The organism is Streptomyces sp. MK37H, from assembly GCF_018035285.1.
GTDB lineage: Bacteria > Actinomycetota > Actinomycetes > Streptomycetales > Streptomycetaceae > Streptomyces > Streptomyces endocoffeicus.
This window is the reverse complement of sequence record NZ_JAAAYH010000024.1, coordinates 31,561-47,681: the sequence shown is the minus strand read 5'-3', so window position 1 is coordinate 47,681 and position 16,121 is coordinate 31,561. Positions and strand designations below refer to the sequence as shown.

The window sequence follows — 16,121 nt, the reverse complement described above, 5'->3', positions numbered from 1 at the left end:
GGGGTCCCGGCCCCGCCGAGGTCCCGGACGGCCGCGCGGTCCTCCTCCGAGGCGCTCTCCGCGTCGGTCACCACGGCCGCGGCCTCCAGAGACGTGGCGCCGCTCGCCACGGCCATGGCGACGGCGGTCTGGAGGGCGCTCAGCTTCAGCGAGTCGAGGGCCACGGTCCCGGCGACATACGTACGCCCCGTCTCGTCGCGGACGGCGGCGCCCTCCGGCACGGAGTTGCGGGCCCGCACGGAGCGGGCCAGCGTGATGATCTTGCGGTCTTCGGGGTCCAACTGCGCTGCTTCGCTCATGCGGATGAGCATATGCGGGGCGTTGACCGGCGGTGACGCCGGTGGGCACACGACGGCCCGCGCCGGGTCGCGGTGCGGCGGCCCGGCGCGGGCGATACGCGGTTGTGCGGTTGTGCTCAGGGCCTCAGGGCCTCACGGCCTCAGACGCCCTACGGGAGGATCGGCGTCGGCTGGAAGGTCAGCGAAGCCGAACCCGACGACGGGCTCAGACCCGGTGCGCCCGCGAAGGAGGCGGTGTACGTCGAGGCGGTGAGCACGGTCGACGAAACGGTGACATTGCTGAGCGTCGCCGTGCCGCTGGCGTTGGTGACCGCGCTGCCCAGCGCGATCGGGCCCAGTGCGGAGTTGGCGACGAAGGTGAGGGGCTGGCCGGGGATCGGGTTGTTGGACGCGTCCCTCAGCGTCGCGCTCAGCGTCGGGATGATCAGCGTGCCGTTGATCCGCAGCCGGATGGTGGCCGGGGTGGCGGTCACGGTGGTCCCGGTCGGCGCCGCGACCACGTTCTGGGTGATGGTCGGCGAGGTGGAACCGGCGAAGCAGGTGTCGCCGCCGTAGGTGGCGGTGACCGTGTGCGCGCCGGTGGTGAGGGTGTTGGTGCTGACGGTGGCCTGTCCGAAGGCGTTGAGCGTGCCGATGAGGGTGGGCCCGCCGCTGATCACGAAGGTGACGTTCCCGGTCGGGGTGCCCGTCGCCGGCGGCACCGCGGTCACGGTGGCGGTGAAGGTCACGTTCTGGCCGGGAGTGGACGGGTTCGGCGAGGAGGTGAGCGTGGTCGTGGTGTTCGCCTGGCCGACGGTGACGGAGCTGGACGCCGAGGAGCCCGCCACGCCCGTGTTGCCCCCGTACGAGGCCGTCACGCCGTGCGTGCCCACCGGAATGGCGCTGGTCGTCACACACGCCTGACCGCTGGCGTTCAGCGTACCGATCAACGTCGGACCGCCCGCGATCGTGAACGTCACCGTCCCGGTCGGGGCGCAGGTGCCTGGCGATGTCGTGGTGACCTGCGCGCACAGGGTCACCGGCTGGCCGCACACCGGGGATGCGGGCGTGATGGTCAGCGCGGTCGTGGACGCGGCCTGGCCGACGGTGATGGAGCCGGAGGCCGACGAGCCCGCGACGCCGGTGTCACCGGAGTAGGTGGCCGTCACCGCGTGGGTGCCGACCGGGATGGCGATGGTCGTCACACACGCCTGGCCGCTCGCGTCGAGCGTCCCGGTCAGAGTCGGTCCGCCCGCGATCGTGAACGTCACCGTTCCGGTCGGGGTGCAGGTGCTGGGCGACGCGACCGTCACCTGGGCGCACAGGGTCACCGGCTGGCCGCACACCGGAGAGGTGGGCAGGAAGCTCAGCGTCGTGGTGGAGACGCCCTGGTTGACCGTGACGGACCCAGAAGCGGTCGAGCCGGCGACGCCGGTGTCACCGGAGTAGGTGGCCGTCACCGCGTGCGTACCCACCGGAATCGCACCGGTCGTCACACACGCCTGACCACTCGCGTTCAACGTACCGATCAACGTCGGACCACCCGCGACCGCGAACGTCACCGTCCCGGTCGGAGCACAGGTCCCCGGCAGCGTCGTGGTGACCTGCGCGCACAGGGTGACCGACTGACCGCATGCCGGAGAGGCGGGCGTGACGGTCACCGCGGTCGTGGACGCGGCCTGGCCGACGGTGACGGAACCGGAACCCGACGAGCCCGCCACACCGGTATCACCCGCATAGGTGGCCGCCACCGCGTGCGTACCCACCGGAATCGCACCGGTCGTCACACACGCCTGACCACTCGCGTTCAACGTACCGATCAACGTCGGACCACCCGCGACCGCGAACGTCACCGTGCCCGTGGGCGTACAGGTGCTCGGCGTCGACACCGTCACCTGGGCGCACAGGGTCACCGGCTCACCGCAGACCGGCGAGGCGGGGGACACGCTGAGGGTCGTGGTCGAGGCCCCCTGACCGACCGTGACCGATCCGGTGTCGGTCGAGCCCGAGACGTTCCCGTTGCCGCCGTAGGTGGCCGTCACGGCGTGAGTCCCCACCGGGATGGCGCCAGTCGTCACGCACACCTGACCACTCGCGTTCAACGTACCGATCAATGTCGGACCACCGGCGACCGTGAACGTCACGGTGCCCGTCGGGGTGCAGGTGCCGGGCGGGACGACCGCCACCTGGGCGCACAGGGTCACCGTCTCACCGCAGACCGGGGATGCGGGGGAGATGGTGAGCGTCGTGGTCGAGGCCGCCGGGCTGATGGTGAGCGGAGTCAAGGGCGAGTTGGAGGCGGCGAAGTTGGCGTCGCCGTTGTAGAACGCGGCGACCTGATGCGTGCCCACGCTCAGGGCGGGGACGGTCACGGAGGCGTTCCCGGATCCGTCGAGGGTCCCGTTCACCGTGGGCCCGTCAGCGCTGACGATGAAGGTGACCGTACCGGTGGGGATGCCGCTGCCCGGGGGCACCGCCGCCACGTTGGCGGTCAGGGTCACGGTCTCGCCGCAGACGGGCGCGGGCGGGACGAAGGTGACGGTGGTGGCGGTCGCCGCCTGGTTGACCAGCTGGATGGTCGTGCCGGACGAATTGTCCAGAGGATCACTCGAGTTGACGAAGTTCGCCGTGACCAGATGGGAGCCGACGGCGAGCGTGGAGTCGGTCACGCTGGCCGTGCCGGAGTCGATCCCGGTCTGGGTGAGCGTCACGGGGCCGATGGTCGGGCCTCCGGCGATGACGAAGGTCACGTCGCCCCACGGAGGGGTTCCGGCGGTGATGCCGGTGACGGTGGCGGTGTACGTGACGGATTCGCCGAAGACGGAGGGATTCGGCGTGGAGGTCACCGTGGTGATGGACATGGAAGCGGCCGCCCTTTCCTGATCTCAGGGGGATGAGCCGCCCGGCTCCGCGCGGCGCATGCCGCGCGGAGCCTTGGCCTCTGTGCGGGGGTGCCCATACGGCCGACCTGTCTACGTCAAAGCAGAGAGGCCGACTATCCCCCGACAGAGGTATGGGCGACCCACCAGTCGGTATCTGCAAGTAAGCGCGCGCCTACGCCAGATGGGCCAGGGAGCGGACGGCTATTCCACCCGGATGGCGCAGCGCGGGCCGCGCGTTACCGATGCGCCGGCGCGACGGCCGGCTGTCGTGCGGGCGGGTGCCGCGCCCCGGCGCGTACGGCGGGAGCGCGGGAGGCGGGCCGGGCCGGAGCGCAGTGCGGCCCCGCCCACGGGGTGTGGACGGGGCCGCGTCACGGCTTGCGCGCGGGCTACTCCGGCTCGGCCGCGGCGGTTTCGCGGACCGGCTCGACCAGCACCGTGACGATGCGGTTGCGGCGGCCCGCCGGGGACTCGGCGGTCAGCCGCAGCGCCTTGAGCGCGGGGTCCACACCGCCCTCGGGGACGTCCACCTCGGCCTTGGCGCCCGCGATCGGCACCCGGCCCAGCGCCTTGGCGAGCAGCCCGCCCACCGTCTCGACGTCCTCGTCCTCCAGATCCGTGCCGTACAGCTCGCCGAGGTCGCCCAGGGCGAGCCTGGCGGTCACCCGGTGGGTGCCGTCGCCGAGGTCCTCGACGGGCGGCAGCTCGCGGTCGTACTCGTCGGTGATCTCGCCGACGATCTCCTCGAGGATGTCCTCGATGGTGACGATGCCCGCAGTGCCGCCGTACTCGTCGATCACCACGGCCACGTGGTTGCGCTCCTGCTGCATCTCGCGCAGCAGATCGCCCGCGTTCTTGGTGTCCGGGACGAAGGCGGCGGGCCGCATCGCGGTGGAGACCAGCTCCGCCTCGGCCTCGCGGTTGATGTGCGTCTTGCGGACCAGGTCCTTGAGGTAGACGATCCCGACGATGTCGTCCTCGTTCTCCCCGGTGACCGGGATCCGGGAGAAGCCGGAGCGCAGCGCGAGGGTGAGGGCCTGGCGGATGGTCTTGAAGCGCTCGATGACCACGAGGTCGGTGCGCGGCACCATCACCTCGCGCACCAGGGTGTCACCGAGCTCGAAGACGGAGTGGACCATGCGCCGCTCGTCGTCCTCGATCAGCGACTCCTGCTCGGCGAGGTCCACCAGGGCGCGCAGCTCGGCCTCGGAGGCGAACGGGCCCTTACGGAAGCCCTTGCCGGGCGTGAGCGCGTTACCGAGGAGGATCAGCAGCGGCGGGATGGGGCCCATGACCCGGGCCAGCGGGATCAGCACGTATGCGGCGACGGTCGCGGTGTTGAGCGGATGCTGGGCGCCGATGGTGCGCGGGGAGACGCCGACGGCCACGTACGAGACCAGGACCATCACGCCGATCGCGACGGTCAGCGCCTTCCAGGTCTCGGGGAACTCGCGCAGGCTCGCGAACGTGACGACCGCGCCCGCCGCGACCTCGCAGGCGACCCGGACCAGCAAGGCCACGTTGAGATAGCGGGTGGGGTCCTCGGCGACGAGCATCAGCTTGGCGCTGCCCCGGCGCCCGGAGCGCACGGCCTCCTCGGCCCGGAATCGGGTGGTGCGGGCGAGACCGGCCTCCGCGCAGGCCGCCAGCCAGGCCACCACGACCAGCAGGACGGCCGCGGTGACGAGCTGCGCGCTCATCGGACGGTGGGGGCCGGGGAGGGGCCGGTGACGCCCTGCTCCGCGCGCCAGCCGTCGACGATGGCGGCCTGGAGGCCGAACATCTCGGCGCGCTCGTCCGCCTCCTCGTGGTCATAGCCGAGGAGGTGGAGGACGCCGTGGACGGTGAGCAGCTGGAGCTCCTCGTCCATGGAGTGCCCGGTCGGCGCCTCCTCCCCCTGCTTCTTGGCCACTTCGGGGCAGAGCACGATGTCCCCGAGGAGGCCCTGCGGGGGCTCCTCGTCGTCCTTGGCCGGCGGGCGCAGCTCGTCCATCGGGAAGGACATGACATCGGTCGGACCCGGCAGATCCATCCACTGGATGTGCAGCTGCTCCATGGCGTCGGCGTCGACGACGATCACCGAGAGCTCGGAGAGCGGGTGGATACGCATCCGGGCGAGCGCGTAGCGGGCGATGTCCAGCACCGCCCGCTCGTCGATATCGGTACCGGATTCGTTGTTGACGTCGATCGCCATGGGGGTTCGTGGTTACTTTCCGTTGCGGCTGTCGTACTGGTCGTATGCGTCGACGATCCGGCCGACCAGCTTGTGACGGACCACGTCGGTGCTGGTGAGCATGGAGAAGTGAACGTCCTCGACGCCGTCCAGGATCTCCCGCACCTGGCGCAGACCGCTCTTGGTCCCGCCGGGGAGGTCGATCTGGGTGATGTCGCCCGTGATCACTATCTTGGAGTCGAAGCCGAGCCTGGTGAGGAACATCTTCATCTGCTCGGGGTTCGTGTTCTGGGCCTCGTCGAGGATGATGAACGCGTCATTGAGCGTACGGCCACGCATGTACGCCAGCGGCGCGACCTCGATCGTGCCCGCGGCCATCAGGCGCGGGATGGAGTCGGGGTCGAGCATGTCGTGCAGCGCGTCGTAGAGCGGCCGCAGATACGGGTCGATCTTCTCGTAGAGGGTGCCGGGCAGGAAGCCGAGCCGCTCCCCCGCCTCGACCGCGGGCCGGGTGAGGATGATCCGGTTGACCTGCTTGGACTGCAGCGCCTGGACCGCCTTGGCCATGGCGAGATAGGTCTTGCCGGTCCCTGCGGGGCCGATACCGAAGACGACCGTGTGCTTGTCGATGGCGTCGACATAGCGCTTCTGGTTGAGCGTCTTGGGACGGATGGTGCGGCCGCGGTTGGAGAGGATGTTCTGGGTGAGCACCTCGGCGGGCGTCTCCTGCACCTCGCTTCCGCCGTTCTCAGCCGCGCGCAGCATGGAGATCGAGCGCTCCACCGCATCCTCCGTCATCGGTTGACCGGTGCGGAGCACCAGCATCATCTCATCGAACAGACGCTGGACCAGGGCGACTTCCTTCGGGTCCCCGGTGGCGCTGACTTCGTTGCCTCGTACATGAATATCGGTCGCCGGGAACGCGTTCTCGATCACACGGAGCAGCGCGTCGCCGGATCCCAGGACCATGACCATGGGGTGCTTGCTCGGGACCGTGAACTGCGCATGCGCCTGCGGTGCTGTGGTTGGTTGCGTCATGGGCCGGCTCTCTGGCCTGCTTCTACCTCCCGATACAGGGTTCTCGCCGCTCGACAACCTTGGGTTCCAGGGTACGACGGAGCACCGACAACACCCGAGCCCTTTTACTCCTATCCGCTCATCACCCCACTCATCTGGGGCCTCCCGCGCCCCCTGATGATCCAGGGGCCGGGGCCCCGGCGCCAGGCCCGGCCCGCGCCCCGCGCTACGCCCGGCCCGCGTCCCGCGCTACGCCTGGCGGAAACCGATCGTCGGGACGGCCCGGCGCAGTGGCCACGGGCGGGCGGCGGCCGGGAGCAGCCGGTCGAGGAAGGCGTAGCGGCGCAGCGCGCGGGCGGGCTGGTCGTCGTAGGCGCGGGCGTGCTGCCACCAGGCGGCGATCTCGACCCAGCCGGGCGCCGACAGCGAGCCGCCGAACTCCTGCACCGACAGTGCGGCGGTCAGCCCCGCGAAGGCCAGCCGGTCGGCGAGGGGCCACCCGGCGAGCGTTCCGGTGACGAAACCGGCGACGAACACGTCCCCGGCACCGGTCGGGTCCAGGGCCTCCACGGAGATCGCGGGCACCTCGGCGGTCTCGCCGGTGCGGCCGTCGACCGCGTACGCCCCCTCGGAGCCGAGCGTGACGACGGCCAGCGGGACCAGGTCGGACAGGGCCCGGGCGGCGGCGCGCGGGCAGTCGGTGCGGGTGTAGCGCATCGCCTCCTCGGCGTTGGGCAGGAACGCCTCGCAGTGCTCCAGCTCGGCGAGGTCGGCCGGGTCCCAGCGCCCGGTGTCGTCCCAGCCGACGTCCGCGAAGACCCTGCTGCCGCGGCGGGCGGCCTCGGCGACCCACTCCTGGCCGCGGCCGGGCACCAGGGAGGCCACGGCGGCGCGGGCCGGGGGCGGGCAGCTGGGCGCGGGCTCCTCGGGCGGCGGGGCCTCATGGCCGTGGGAGACCATGGTCCGCTCGCCCTCGTAGGCCATGGAGACGGTCACCGGGGAGTGCCAGCCGGGGATCGTGCGGGAGAGTGAGAGATCGATGCCCTCGCCGTGGTCCAGGGCGTCCCGGCAGTAGTCCCCGTAGTGGTCGTCGCCGAAGGCGGCGGCGAGCGAGGTGCGCAGGCCGAGCCGGGCCAGAGCGGTGGCCATATTGGCGACGCCGCCGGGGCTCGAGCCCATGCCGCGGGCCCAGGACTCGGTGCCGCGGACGGGAGCGCTGTCCAGACCGGTGAAGATGATGTCCAGGAAGACCGTGCCGGTGAGATAGACGTCGCAGTCCGCGTCGCCGGGGCGGCGCACGTCCGCGAGCGGGTCGAGCAGGTGGTAGCCCGCCATGAGCTTGTCGCCGTCGTGTGTCGTCACCGCGCTCTCCCAGGTCTTGCCGGTCCGCCTCCGCCGTCGGATGCGGGTGCGGCCAGTGTGCACGATGGCGCCGACAACGGGCCGGGGTCCGGCCCACCGTCACCCTCGGCGGTCAATCGGTCCCGGCGCCCCCGCCGGGGCGCGGCGGTCATCGGTCCCCACGTCCCCGCCGGGGCGCCCTCAGCGCCGTTTGGGCAGCGCCACCGTCATCAGGTCCTGGGCGACCGTGAGCTCTCCGTCGAACCCCGCGTCCCGCGCCTGGCGCTCGAATTCGCAGGGGTCGCCGTAGCGCTGCGAGAAGTGCGTCAGCACCAGATGCCGCACCCCCGCCCCGGCGGCGAGCCGGGCGGCCTGCCCGGCGGTCAGATGCCCGTACTCGACGGCCAGGGCCTCGTCCTCGTCCAGGAAGGTCGACTCGATGACCAGCAGATCGCACCCCTGCGCCAGCGCGTCGGCACCGTCGCACAGCCGGGTGTCCATGATGAACGCGAAGCGCTGCCCCCGGCGCACCTCGCTGACCTCCTCGATCGCCACCGTGCGCCCCTCGATCTCCAGCACCCGCTCCCGCTGGAGCCGGCCGATCTCCGGGCCGCGGACGCCGAGCGCGGCGAGCCGCTCGGGCAGCATCCTGCGGCCGTCCGGTTCGCTCAGGCGATAGCCGTAGGACTCGACGGGGTGCGAGAGCCGGGCGGCCTCCAGCGTGTACGCGGGGGTGCGGGCCAGCACCGCGCCGTCACCGGCGACCGGCTCCTCGGTCAGCGCGACCGTCTCGCGGTAGGCGGTCGCGTAGCGCAGCCGCTCGAAGAACCGCTGTCCGCTCGCCGGGTAGTGGGCGGTCACCCGGTGCGGCACCCGGTCGAGATTGATCCGCTGGATCACCCCGGCCAGGCCCAGGGAGTGGTCCCCGTGGAAATGGGTGACGCAGATCCGGTCGATGTCATGGGCGGCGACCCCGGCCCTCAGCATCTGGCGCTGGGTGCCCTCGCCGGGGTCGAACAGCAAGCCCTCGCCGTCCCAGCGCAGCAGATAGCCGTTGTGGTTGCGGTGCCGGGTCGGCACCTGGCTGGCGGTGCCGAGGACGATCAGTTCCCGCGCGGACAAGGGTTATCCGGGGGGCCAGTTGAGCCCGCGGCCGCCCAGGACGTGGGCATGCGCGTGGAAGACGGTCTGACCGGCGCCGGAGCCGGTGTTGAACACCACGCGGTAGCCCGTCTCGTCGAGCTTCTCATCCGCGGCGACCGCGCCCGCCTCGCGCAGCACATCCGCGGTGATCTGCGGCTCGGCCGCCGCGAGGGAGGCCGCGTCCGGGTGGTGCACCTTGGGGATCACCAGGACGTGCGTGGGCGCCTGGGGGTTTATGTCGCGGAAGGCGACGGTGGTGTCCGTCTCGCGGACGACGGTGGCCGGCACCTCCCCCGACACAATCTTGCAGAACAGGCAGTCGGCCTGCGGTTCTCCCGCCACCGGTGGCTCCTCACGGATCGTCGGCACGTACGGTCCGGATGGTACCGGGAGGGCCTGCCGACGGAAGCGATCGCGGGCTATTCGCTCTGACCGCCGCCCCCGGTGCCGCCCTTACCGTCCTTACCGGCGCCGTCGTCGGCACCGACCTGGCCGGCGCCGCCCTCGGTGGTCGGATGCTCCCAGGGGTGGCTGCGGGTCGGCTCGGGAGCCTCCGTGGTCCGGTGCTCCCAAGGGTGGCTACGGGTCGGCTCAGGGGCCTCGGTCGTCCGGTGCTCCCAAGGGTGGCTACGGGTCGGCTCAGGGGCCTCGGTCGTCCGGTGCTCCCAAGGGTGGCTACGGGTCGACTCAGGGGCCTCCGTGGTCCGGTGCGCCCAGGGGCGACTGCGGGTCGGCCGGGGGCTCTCGGTGTCCGAGCCGCCGCCCTGGCACTCCCCGATCACATTCGCCTCGAAGACCTTCCGGCCGTCCACCTGACCGGTCAAGTCGCCCCGGACGCAGTGGTCCTCCCGGACGTAGGTGACCCGGCCCCTGATCCTGACGTCCTTGTCGTTGTCGGTCCTGCCGTGGCAGTCCACCCGTGCGTCGGTCTCCCCGGCCCGCTCGCTCTGCGAGGGCGAAGCGGCACCCGCCGTACGGCCGTGCCTGAACTCGGCGTTGCAGCTCATCCAGCGGACGCCGACACCGCCCCGCTCCAGCGCCTCGGTGGCGACCTGGTCCGTGGTGATCGCGACCGTCACGGAGCTGATGCCGCCGCCCGTCGGCTCACATGCCGTCACCGCGGCCACCGCCGCACCGACCGCCGCGACGGCGAACAACGTCCGTCCCCCGCTTGCCTGCCGTGCCCGTCGTACCTGCCTTGCCTGGCTCAATACCCCCATAGGGGATAGGTTCCCATCGGCCGGCGCGAACCGGAAGGCCGTCCTCGGCCAGGTGCGGGCGTACCCGGCGAGGGGCCCCGGAGGGGGCCTGTCACCCCCAGCGGCCGGTGCGGCCGAGCAGCAGCGCGGCGGCCGCCGTTCCGGCCGTGGAGGTGCGCAGCACGCTCGGGCCCAGCCGGTACGGCCGCGCGCCCGCCTCGGCGAAGGCCGCCAACTCCTCGGGGGACACGCCCCCTTCGGGCCCGACCACCAGCACGATCTCGCCACTCGCGGGCAGTTGGGCCGTCGCGAGCGGTTCCCCGCCCTCCTCGTGGAGCACGGCAGCGAATCGGGCTTCGGCGAGAAGCCGGGCAACCTGCCGGGTCGTCATCGCGTCCGTGACCTCGGGGAAGGTCAGCCGACGGGACTGCTTGCCCGCCTCGCGCGCGGTCGACCGCCACTTGCCGAGCGCCTTGAGGCCGCGCTCGCCCTTCCACTGGGTGATGCAGCGGGCGGCCGACCACGGCACGACGGCGTCCACGCCGGTCTCCGTCATGGTCTCCACCGCCAGCTCGCCCCGGTCGCCCTTGGGCAGCGCCTGGACGACGGTGATCCTCGGGTCCGGGGCCGTCTCCCGGCGCACCTCGTCCACCGCGATCTCCAGCCGGTCCTTGCCCTCGACGGCCGCCACGGTGCCCTGGACGCCCGTACCGTGGCCGTCCGTCAGCACCACCGGCTCACCGACGCGCAGCCGCCTTACGGACACCGCGTGGCGCCCCTCCGGGCCCTCCAGCCAGACCCGGGCCCCCGCGGCCGCCCCCGCCAGGGAGTCGGCCACGAACACCGGGGCGGTCACGACACCGCACCCCGCTGGGGCTGAAGGCCCAACGCGGCCCGCGCCGCGTCGAGTTCCACCGCGAGTGTCTCCACCAGCCGCGCGGCGGGCAGGTCACGCACCAGCCGGTGGCCCTGCCCGGCCCACAGCGCCATCCCCTGGGGGTCGCCCGCCTTGGCGGCCGCCTTACGGAGGCCGGAGGTCATGTGGTGCAGCTGGGGGTAGGCGGCGGGCGCGTACGGGCCGTGCTCGCGCATGAAGCGGTTGACCAGACCCCGGGCCGGGCGCCCGGAGAAGGCGCGGGTCAGCTCGGTGCGGCCGAACAGCGGATCCGTCATCGCCTGCTTGTGCAGGGCGTTCGCCCCGGACTCGGGGCACACCAGGAACGCGGTCCCCAGCTGGGCCGCGGCCGCGCCCGCGGACAGCGCGGCGGCGATCTGCGAACCGCGCATGATTCCGCCCGCCGCGATGATCGGGATCTGGACGTACTCACGGACCAGCGTGATCAACGACAGCAGCCCGAGCCCGACACCCATCCCGTCCGCGGCCGGGTCATTGCTGTACGTGCCCTGGTGGCCGCCGGCCTCCACGCCCTGCACACAGACGGCGTCGGCGCCCGCCCACTGGGCGGTCTGCGCCTCGACGGGCGAGGTCACGGTCACGACCGTACGGGTGCCGACCTTGGCGAGGGCGTCGAGGACGGCGCGGGTCGGGCAGCCGAAGGTGAACGAGACGACCGGAACGGGGTTGTCGAGGAGCACGGCCAGCTTGGCGTCGTACGCGTCGTCCGAGCCCGACTCCGGGTCGCCCAGCGAGGTCTCGTACCAGGCCGCCTCGCCCGTGAGCCGCTCGCCGTAGGCCGCGACGGCTGCCGGGTCGGGGTTGGGCGGCTGCGGCATGAACAGATTCATGCCGAAGGGCCGGGCGGTCAGCCCCCGCAGCTGTTTGATCTCCTCATACATCGCCTCCGGCGTCTTGTAGCCGGCGGCGAGGAAACCGAGGCCACCGGCCTCGGAGACAGTGGCGGCGAGCTGCGGGCAGGAGGCTCCACCCGCCATCGGCGCCTGCACGATCGGGTACCGGTAAAGATCGGTCAGCGCGGAGGACATGGCCACATCGTGTCATGCCCTCCGCACCGGCTCACCACCGGATCACCGCCCGTTGAACGAGTCCTTCAGCCGCGAGAACAGCCCCTGCTGCCCCGGCTTGAACTCGCCGGTCGGGCGCTCCTCGCCACGCAGCTTGGACAGCCGCCGCAGCAGCTCCTCCTGCTCCGGGTCCAGCTTGGTCGGGGTGGTCACCTCGACGTGCACGATCAGGTCGCCCCGGCCGCCGCCGCGCAGATGGGTGACGCCGCGCTGGTGCAGCGGGACCGACTGGCCGGACTGGGTGCCGGGCCGGATGTCGATCTCCTCCAGGCCGTCCAGCGTCTCCAGCGGCACCTTGGTGCCCAGCGCCGCCGCCGTCATCGGGATGGTCACCGTGCAGTGCATGTCGTCGCCGCGCCGCTGGAAGACCGGGTGCGGGAGCTCGTGAATCTCCACGTACAGGTCGCCCGCCGGGCCGCCGCCCGGGCCGACCTCGCCCTCACCGGCCAGCTGGATCCTGGTGCCGTTGTCCACACCGGCGGGGATCTTCACCGTAAGGGTGCGCCGCGAGCGGATCCGGCCGTCGCCCGCGCACTCCGGGCACGGGGTCGGCACCACGGTGCCGAAGCCCTGGCACTGGGGGCACGGCCGCGAGGTCATGACCTGGCCCAGGAAGGACCGCGTCACCTGGGAGACCTCGCCACGGCCACGGCACATGTCACAGGTCTGCGCCGAGGTGCCCGGCGCCGCGCCCTCGCCGCTGCACGTCGTGCAGACGACCGCGGTGTCGACCTGGATGTCCTTGGTGGTCCCGAACGCGGCCTCGCTGAGCTCCACGTCCAGCCGGATCATCGCGTCCTGACCGCGCCGGGTCCTGGAACGCGGACCGCGCTGCGAGGCGGTGCCGAAGAACGCGTCCATGATGTCGGAGAAGTTGCCGAAACCCGCGCCGAAGCCGCCGGCGCCACCGCCGCCCGGCCCGGCGTTCGGGTCCCCGCCCAGGTCGTAGACCTGCTTCTTCTGCGGGTCCGACAAGACCTCGTAAGCGGCGTTGATCTCCTTGAACCGCTCCTGGGTCTTCGGATCCGGGTTCACATCCGGATGCAGCTCGCGGGCGAGCCGCCGGAATGCCTTCTTGATCTGGTCCTGCGAGGCATCACGAGGCACGCCCAGGACTGCGTAGTAGTCCGTCGCCACTTACGACTCCGCCAGGATCTGTCCGACGTAACGTGCCACTGCGCGTACCGCTCCCATCGTTCCGGGGTAGTCCATGCGGGTCGGTCCGACCACGCCGAGTTTGGCGACCGCCTCGTCGCCGGAACCGTAGCCGACCGCGACGACCGAGGTGGCAGTGAGCCCCTCGTGAGCATTCTCATGCCCGATCCGCACGGTCATACCCGAGTCCTTGGCCTCGCCCAGCAGCTTGAGGAGGACGACCTGCTCCTCGAGTGCCTCCAGAACGGGCCGGATCGTCAGGGGGAAATCATGCACGAAACGCGTGAGGTTCGCGGTGCCGCCGATCATCAGCCGCTCCTCGGTCTCCTCCACGAGCGTCTCGAGCAAGGTCGCCAGCACGGTCGAGACGGTCCCCCGGTCCTCCTGTTCGAAGGACTCCGGAAGATCCTGCACCAACTGCGGCACATCCGCGAAACGCCGCCCCACGACCCGGCTGTTGAGCCGGGCGCGCAGATCGGCGAGCGAATCCTCGGTGACCGGGGTGGGGCAGTCGACCATGCGCTGCTCCACCCGGCCGGTGTCGGTGATCAGCACCAGCATCACCCGGGCCGGGGCCAGCGGGAGCAGTTCCACATGGCGCACCGTCGAGCGGGTCAGCGACGGATACTGCACCACCGCCACCTGCCGGGTCAGCTGCGCCAGCAGCCGGACCGTGCGCCCCACCACGTCGTCGAGGTCGACCGCACCGTCCAGGAAGTTCTGAATGGCCCGCCGCTCCGGGCTGGACAGCGGCTTGACTCCGGCCAGCTTGTCCACGAAGAGGCGATAGCCCTTGTCCGTGGGGATCCGCCCGGCGCTCGTATGCGGCTGGGCGATGAAGCCCTCGTCCTCAAGAGCGGCCATGTCATTACGCACCGTGGCCGGGGAGACCCCCAGCCGGTGCCGCTCGGTGAGCGCCTTGGAGCCGACCGGCTCCTCCGTCCCCACATAGTCCTGGACAATGGCACGCAGCACCTCGAGTCTGCGTTCGCTGAGCACCCCGCGCACCTCCAGTCCAGCGGTCTCATCAGGTCGTCCGTCTGGCACTCACCGGGCACGACTGCCAGAGCCCCTCCGCCAGTGTACGGCGGGGTGCGGTGGCATGGGCAAGAGCCGCCGTCGGCAGCAACTCTCCCCCATCCCCGTTGAGCTAGCGTCGCGGTATGGAGACGTGTTGGGAAGAGGCGGGCTGGGAGCGACTCGCGCCCGGTGTGGCCCGCCGTCGGATGCCGGAGTGGGACGAGACGGTCGGCGTGGTCGTCGGCCGGACCGACATCCTCGTCGTGGACACCGGCGCGACCCTGCGCGCCGGGGCCGAGCTGCGCTCCGGGATCACCCGGCTGACCGGCCGCCGCCCCACCCGGATCGCGCTCACCCATCCGCACTTCGACCATGTCCTGGGCTCGGCCGCCTTCGCGGGCTGCGAGGTCTACGGGGCCACGGGCCTGGACGAGCTGCTGCGCCGTGAGCGGGAGACGCTGCGCGAGGACGCGATCCGCCACGGGGTGGACCGGGACGCCGCCACCGAGGCCGTGGACCATCTGGCCTCCCCGCACCACCTGGTCTGCGGGGAGCTCAGCCTCGACCTCGGCGGCCGTACGGTGCTGCTGGCCAATGTGGGGCCCGGCCACACCGCCCATGACCTGGCCGTCCTGGTGCCCGGCCGGCCCGAGGTGGTCTTCTGCGGCGATCTGGTGGAGGAGTCCGGCACACCCCAGGCCGGGCCCGACGCGATCCCCGGCCACTGGCCCGCCGCCCTTGACCGGCTGCTCGCCCTCGGCGGCGCGGACGCGAGGTACGTCCCGGGGCACGGCTCCGTGGTGGACGCCGCGTTCGTACGGGCCCAACGCGACGAACTGGCCGCCCGCTTCGGCGTGTCCGGCTGACCGTCGCTCTAGTCGTTCGCCTAGTGGTTCGCCCGGTTGTGCGCCTGTGGGAGCGGGTGGCCGTCGCGCGCTATCGTCATCCGGATGCGACAGTACGACCCGGACCTGACCCCGCCCTGGAAGCGGCAGCGGCCCGCCCCCGAGGTCCCCGCCGAACCGGACCTCGTCGTGGAGGAGGTCACCACCGGATTCTGTGGTGCCGTGATCCGCTGCGAGAAGAGCGCCCAGGGTCCGACGGTCACTCTGGAGGACCGCTTCGGCAAACATCGCGTCTTCCCCATGGAGCCGCGCGGTTTTCTGCTCGAGGGGCGTGTCGTCACCCTCGTACGCCCGCGCGCGGCGGCCCCCAGCGCGCCGCGGCACACGGCCTCGGGGTCGATCGCCGTTCCGGGAGCCCGTGCGAGGGTCGCCCGCGCGGGGCGCATCTATGTCGAGGGGCGCCATGACGCGGAGCTGGTCGAGCGGGTCTGGGGCGACGATCTGCGCATCGAGGGCGTCGTCGTGGAGTACCTGGAGGGCGTCGACGACCTGCCCGCCATCGTCGACGACTTCTCCCCCGGCCCGGACGCCCGGCTCGGCGTCCTCGTCGACCATCTGGTGACGGGCTCCAAGGAGTCCCGTATCGCCGCGCAGGTCACCGGCGAGCATGTGCTGGTCCTCGGTCACCCCTACATCGACATCTGGGAGGCCGTGAAGCCGTCCTCCCTCTCCATCCCGGTCTGGCCGACGGTGCCGCACGGCCAGGACTGGAAGAAGGGCGTCTGCCGCGCCCTGGGCTGGCCGGAGAACACCGGGGCCGCCTGGCAGCGGATCCTGTCCTCGGTCCACTCCTACAAGGACCTCCAGCCGGAGCTGCTGGGGCGGGTCGAGGAATTGATCGACTTCGTGACGGCATCACAGGGCTGACGGCCTCCGTACGGGGCTGACCGGCTTCGACGGCACCCTGACCGTGTGTGTCGGCCTGACGGCCTCCGTACGGGGCTGACGGCCTCCTTACGGGCTGACGGCCTCCGTACGGGCTAATGGGCTCCCGTAAGGGCTAACGGCCGCCGTAAGGGCTCCCG

General features: G+C 71.8%; 15 protein-coding genes. 2 read left to right on the top strand and 13 right to left on the bottom strand.

The window, feature by feature from the left end:
- From GWI24_RS06260 to hrcA, 13 genes are all read right to left on the bottom strand, one after another.
- Window positions 1-299, bottom strand: a 299-nt coding sequence (locus GWI24_RS06260; protein WP_210944902.1) for a cytidine deaminase, incomplete at its 3' end; no start/stop codon positions are given.
- Between the two features lie 149 nt (window positions 300-448).
- Window positions 449-3,139 carry an Ig-like domain-containing protein gene (locus GWI24_RS06255; RefSeq protein ID WP_210944901.1) on the bottom strand — a complete coding sequence of 897 codons (2,691 nt, stop codon included), beginning with the start codon at window positions 3,137-3,139 and terminating at the stop codon, window positions 449-451.
- A gap of 410 nt (window positions 3,140-3,549) precedes the next feature.
- Window positions 3,550-4,860, bottom strand: a complete 1,311-nt coding sequence (locus tag GWI24_RS06250; protein WP_210944900.1) for a hemolysin family protein — start codon at window positions 4,858-4,860, stop codon at window positions 3,550-3,552.
- Window positions 4,857-5,354, bottom strand: coding sequence for an rRNA maturation RNase YbeY (ybeY, locus tag GWI24_RS06245; RefSeq protein WP_020871394.1), 498 nt, complete (start codon window positions 5,352-5,354; stop codon window positions 4,857-4,859). Before ybeY ends, GWI24_RS06250 begins: the two co-directional genes overlap by 4 nt.
- Before the next feature lie 12 nt (window positions 5,355-5,366).
- Window positions 5,367-6,371, bottom strand: a complete 1,005-nt coding sequence (locus GWI24_RS06240) for a PhoH family protein (RefSeq protein ID WP_210944899.1) — start codon at window positions 6,369-6,371, stop codon at window positions 5,367-5,369.
- Between the two features lie 228 nt (window positions 6,372-6,599).
- On the bottom strand, window positions 6,600-7,685 hold the full coding sequence (locus GWI24_RS06235) for a carbohydrate kinase family protein (RefSeq protein ID WP_210944906.1): 1,086 nt from the start codon (window positions 7,683-7,685) through the stop codon (window positions 6,600-6,602).
- 207 nt (window positions 7,686-7,892) lie between these two features.
- A complete protein-coding gene (locus GWI24_RS06230; RefSeq protein ID WP_210944898.1) occupies window positions 7,893-8,813 on the bottom strand; it encodes a ribonuclease Z in 921 nt (306 codons plus the stop codon).
- A gap of 3 nt (window positions 8,814-8,816) precedes the next feature.
- Complete coding sequence (locus GWI24_RS06225; protein ID WP_210944897.1) at window positions 8,817-9,176, bottom strand: histidine triad nucleotide-binding protein; 360 nt, start codon at window positions 9,174-9,176, stop codon at window positions 8,817-8,819.
- 77 nt (window positions 9,177-9,253) lie between these two features.
- Window positions 9,254-9,991: a hypothetical protein gene (locus GWI24_RS06220; protein WP_210944896.1), complete on the bottom strand. Its 738-nt coding sequence runs from the start codon at window positions 9,989-9,991 to the stop codon at window positions 9,254-9,256.
- Window positions 9,992-10,145: 154 nt separating this feature from the next.
- Window positions 10,146-10,889, bottom strand: coding sequence for a 16S rRNA (uracil(1498)-N(3))-methyltransferase (locus GWI24_RS06215; protein WP_210944895.1), 744 nt, complete (start codon window positions 10,887-10,889; stop codon window positions 10,146-10,148).
- Entirely contained in the window at window positions 10,886-11,977 is a 1,092-nt protein-coding gene (locus GWI24_RS06210; RefSeq protein WP_210944894.1) for a nitronate monooxygenase, read from the bottom strand. The genes GWI24_RS06215 and GWI24_RS06210 overlap by 4 nt, the downstream gene beginning before the upstream one ends.
- A gap of 42 nt (window positions 11,978-12,019) precedes the next feature.
- A complete protein-coding gene (gene dnaJ / locus GWI24_RS06205) occupies window positions 12,020-13,153 on the bottom strand; it encodes a molecular chaperone DnaJ (protein WP_210944893.1) in 1,134 nt (377 codons plus the stop codon).
- Entirely contained in the window at window positions 13,154-14,170 is a 1,017-nt protein-coding gene (gene hrcA, locus GWI24_RS06200; protein WP_210944892.1) for a heat-inducible transcriptional repressor HrcA, read from the bottom strand. It lies immediately after the preceding gene.
- 164 nt (window positions 14,171-14,334) lie between these two features.
- Between hrcA and GWI24_RS06195 the strand changes: the two genes are divergently transcribed.
- Window positions 14,335-15,057, top strand: coding sequence for an MBL fold metallo-hydrolase (locus tag GWI24_RS06195; RefSeq protein ID WP_210944891.1), 723 nt, complete (start codon window positions 14,335-14,337; stop codon window positions 15,055-15,057).
- Between the two features lie 84 nt (window positions 15,058-15,141).
- Entirely contained in the window at window positions 15,142-15,963 is an 822-nt protein-coding gene (locus GWI24_RS06190) for a DUF3097 domain-containing protein (protein ID WP_210944890.1), read from the top strand.
- The last annotated feature ends 158 nt before the right edge of the window (window positions 15,964-16,121 follow it).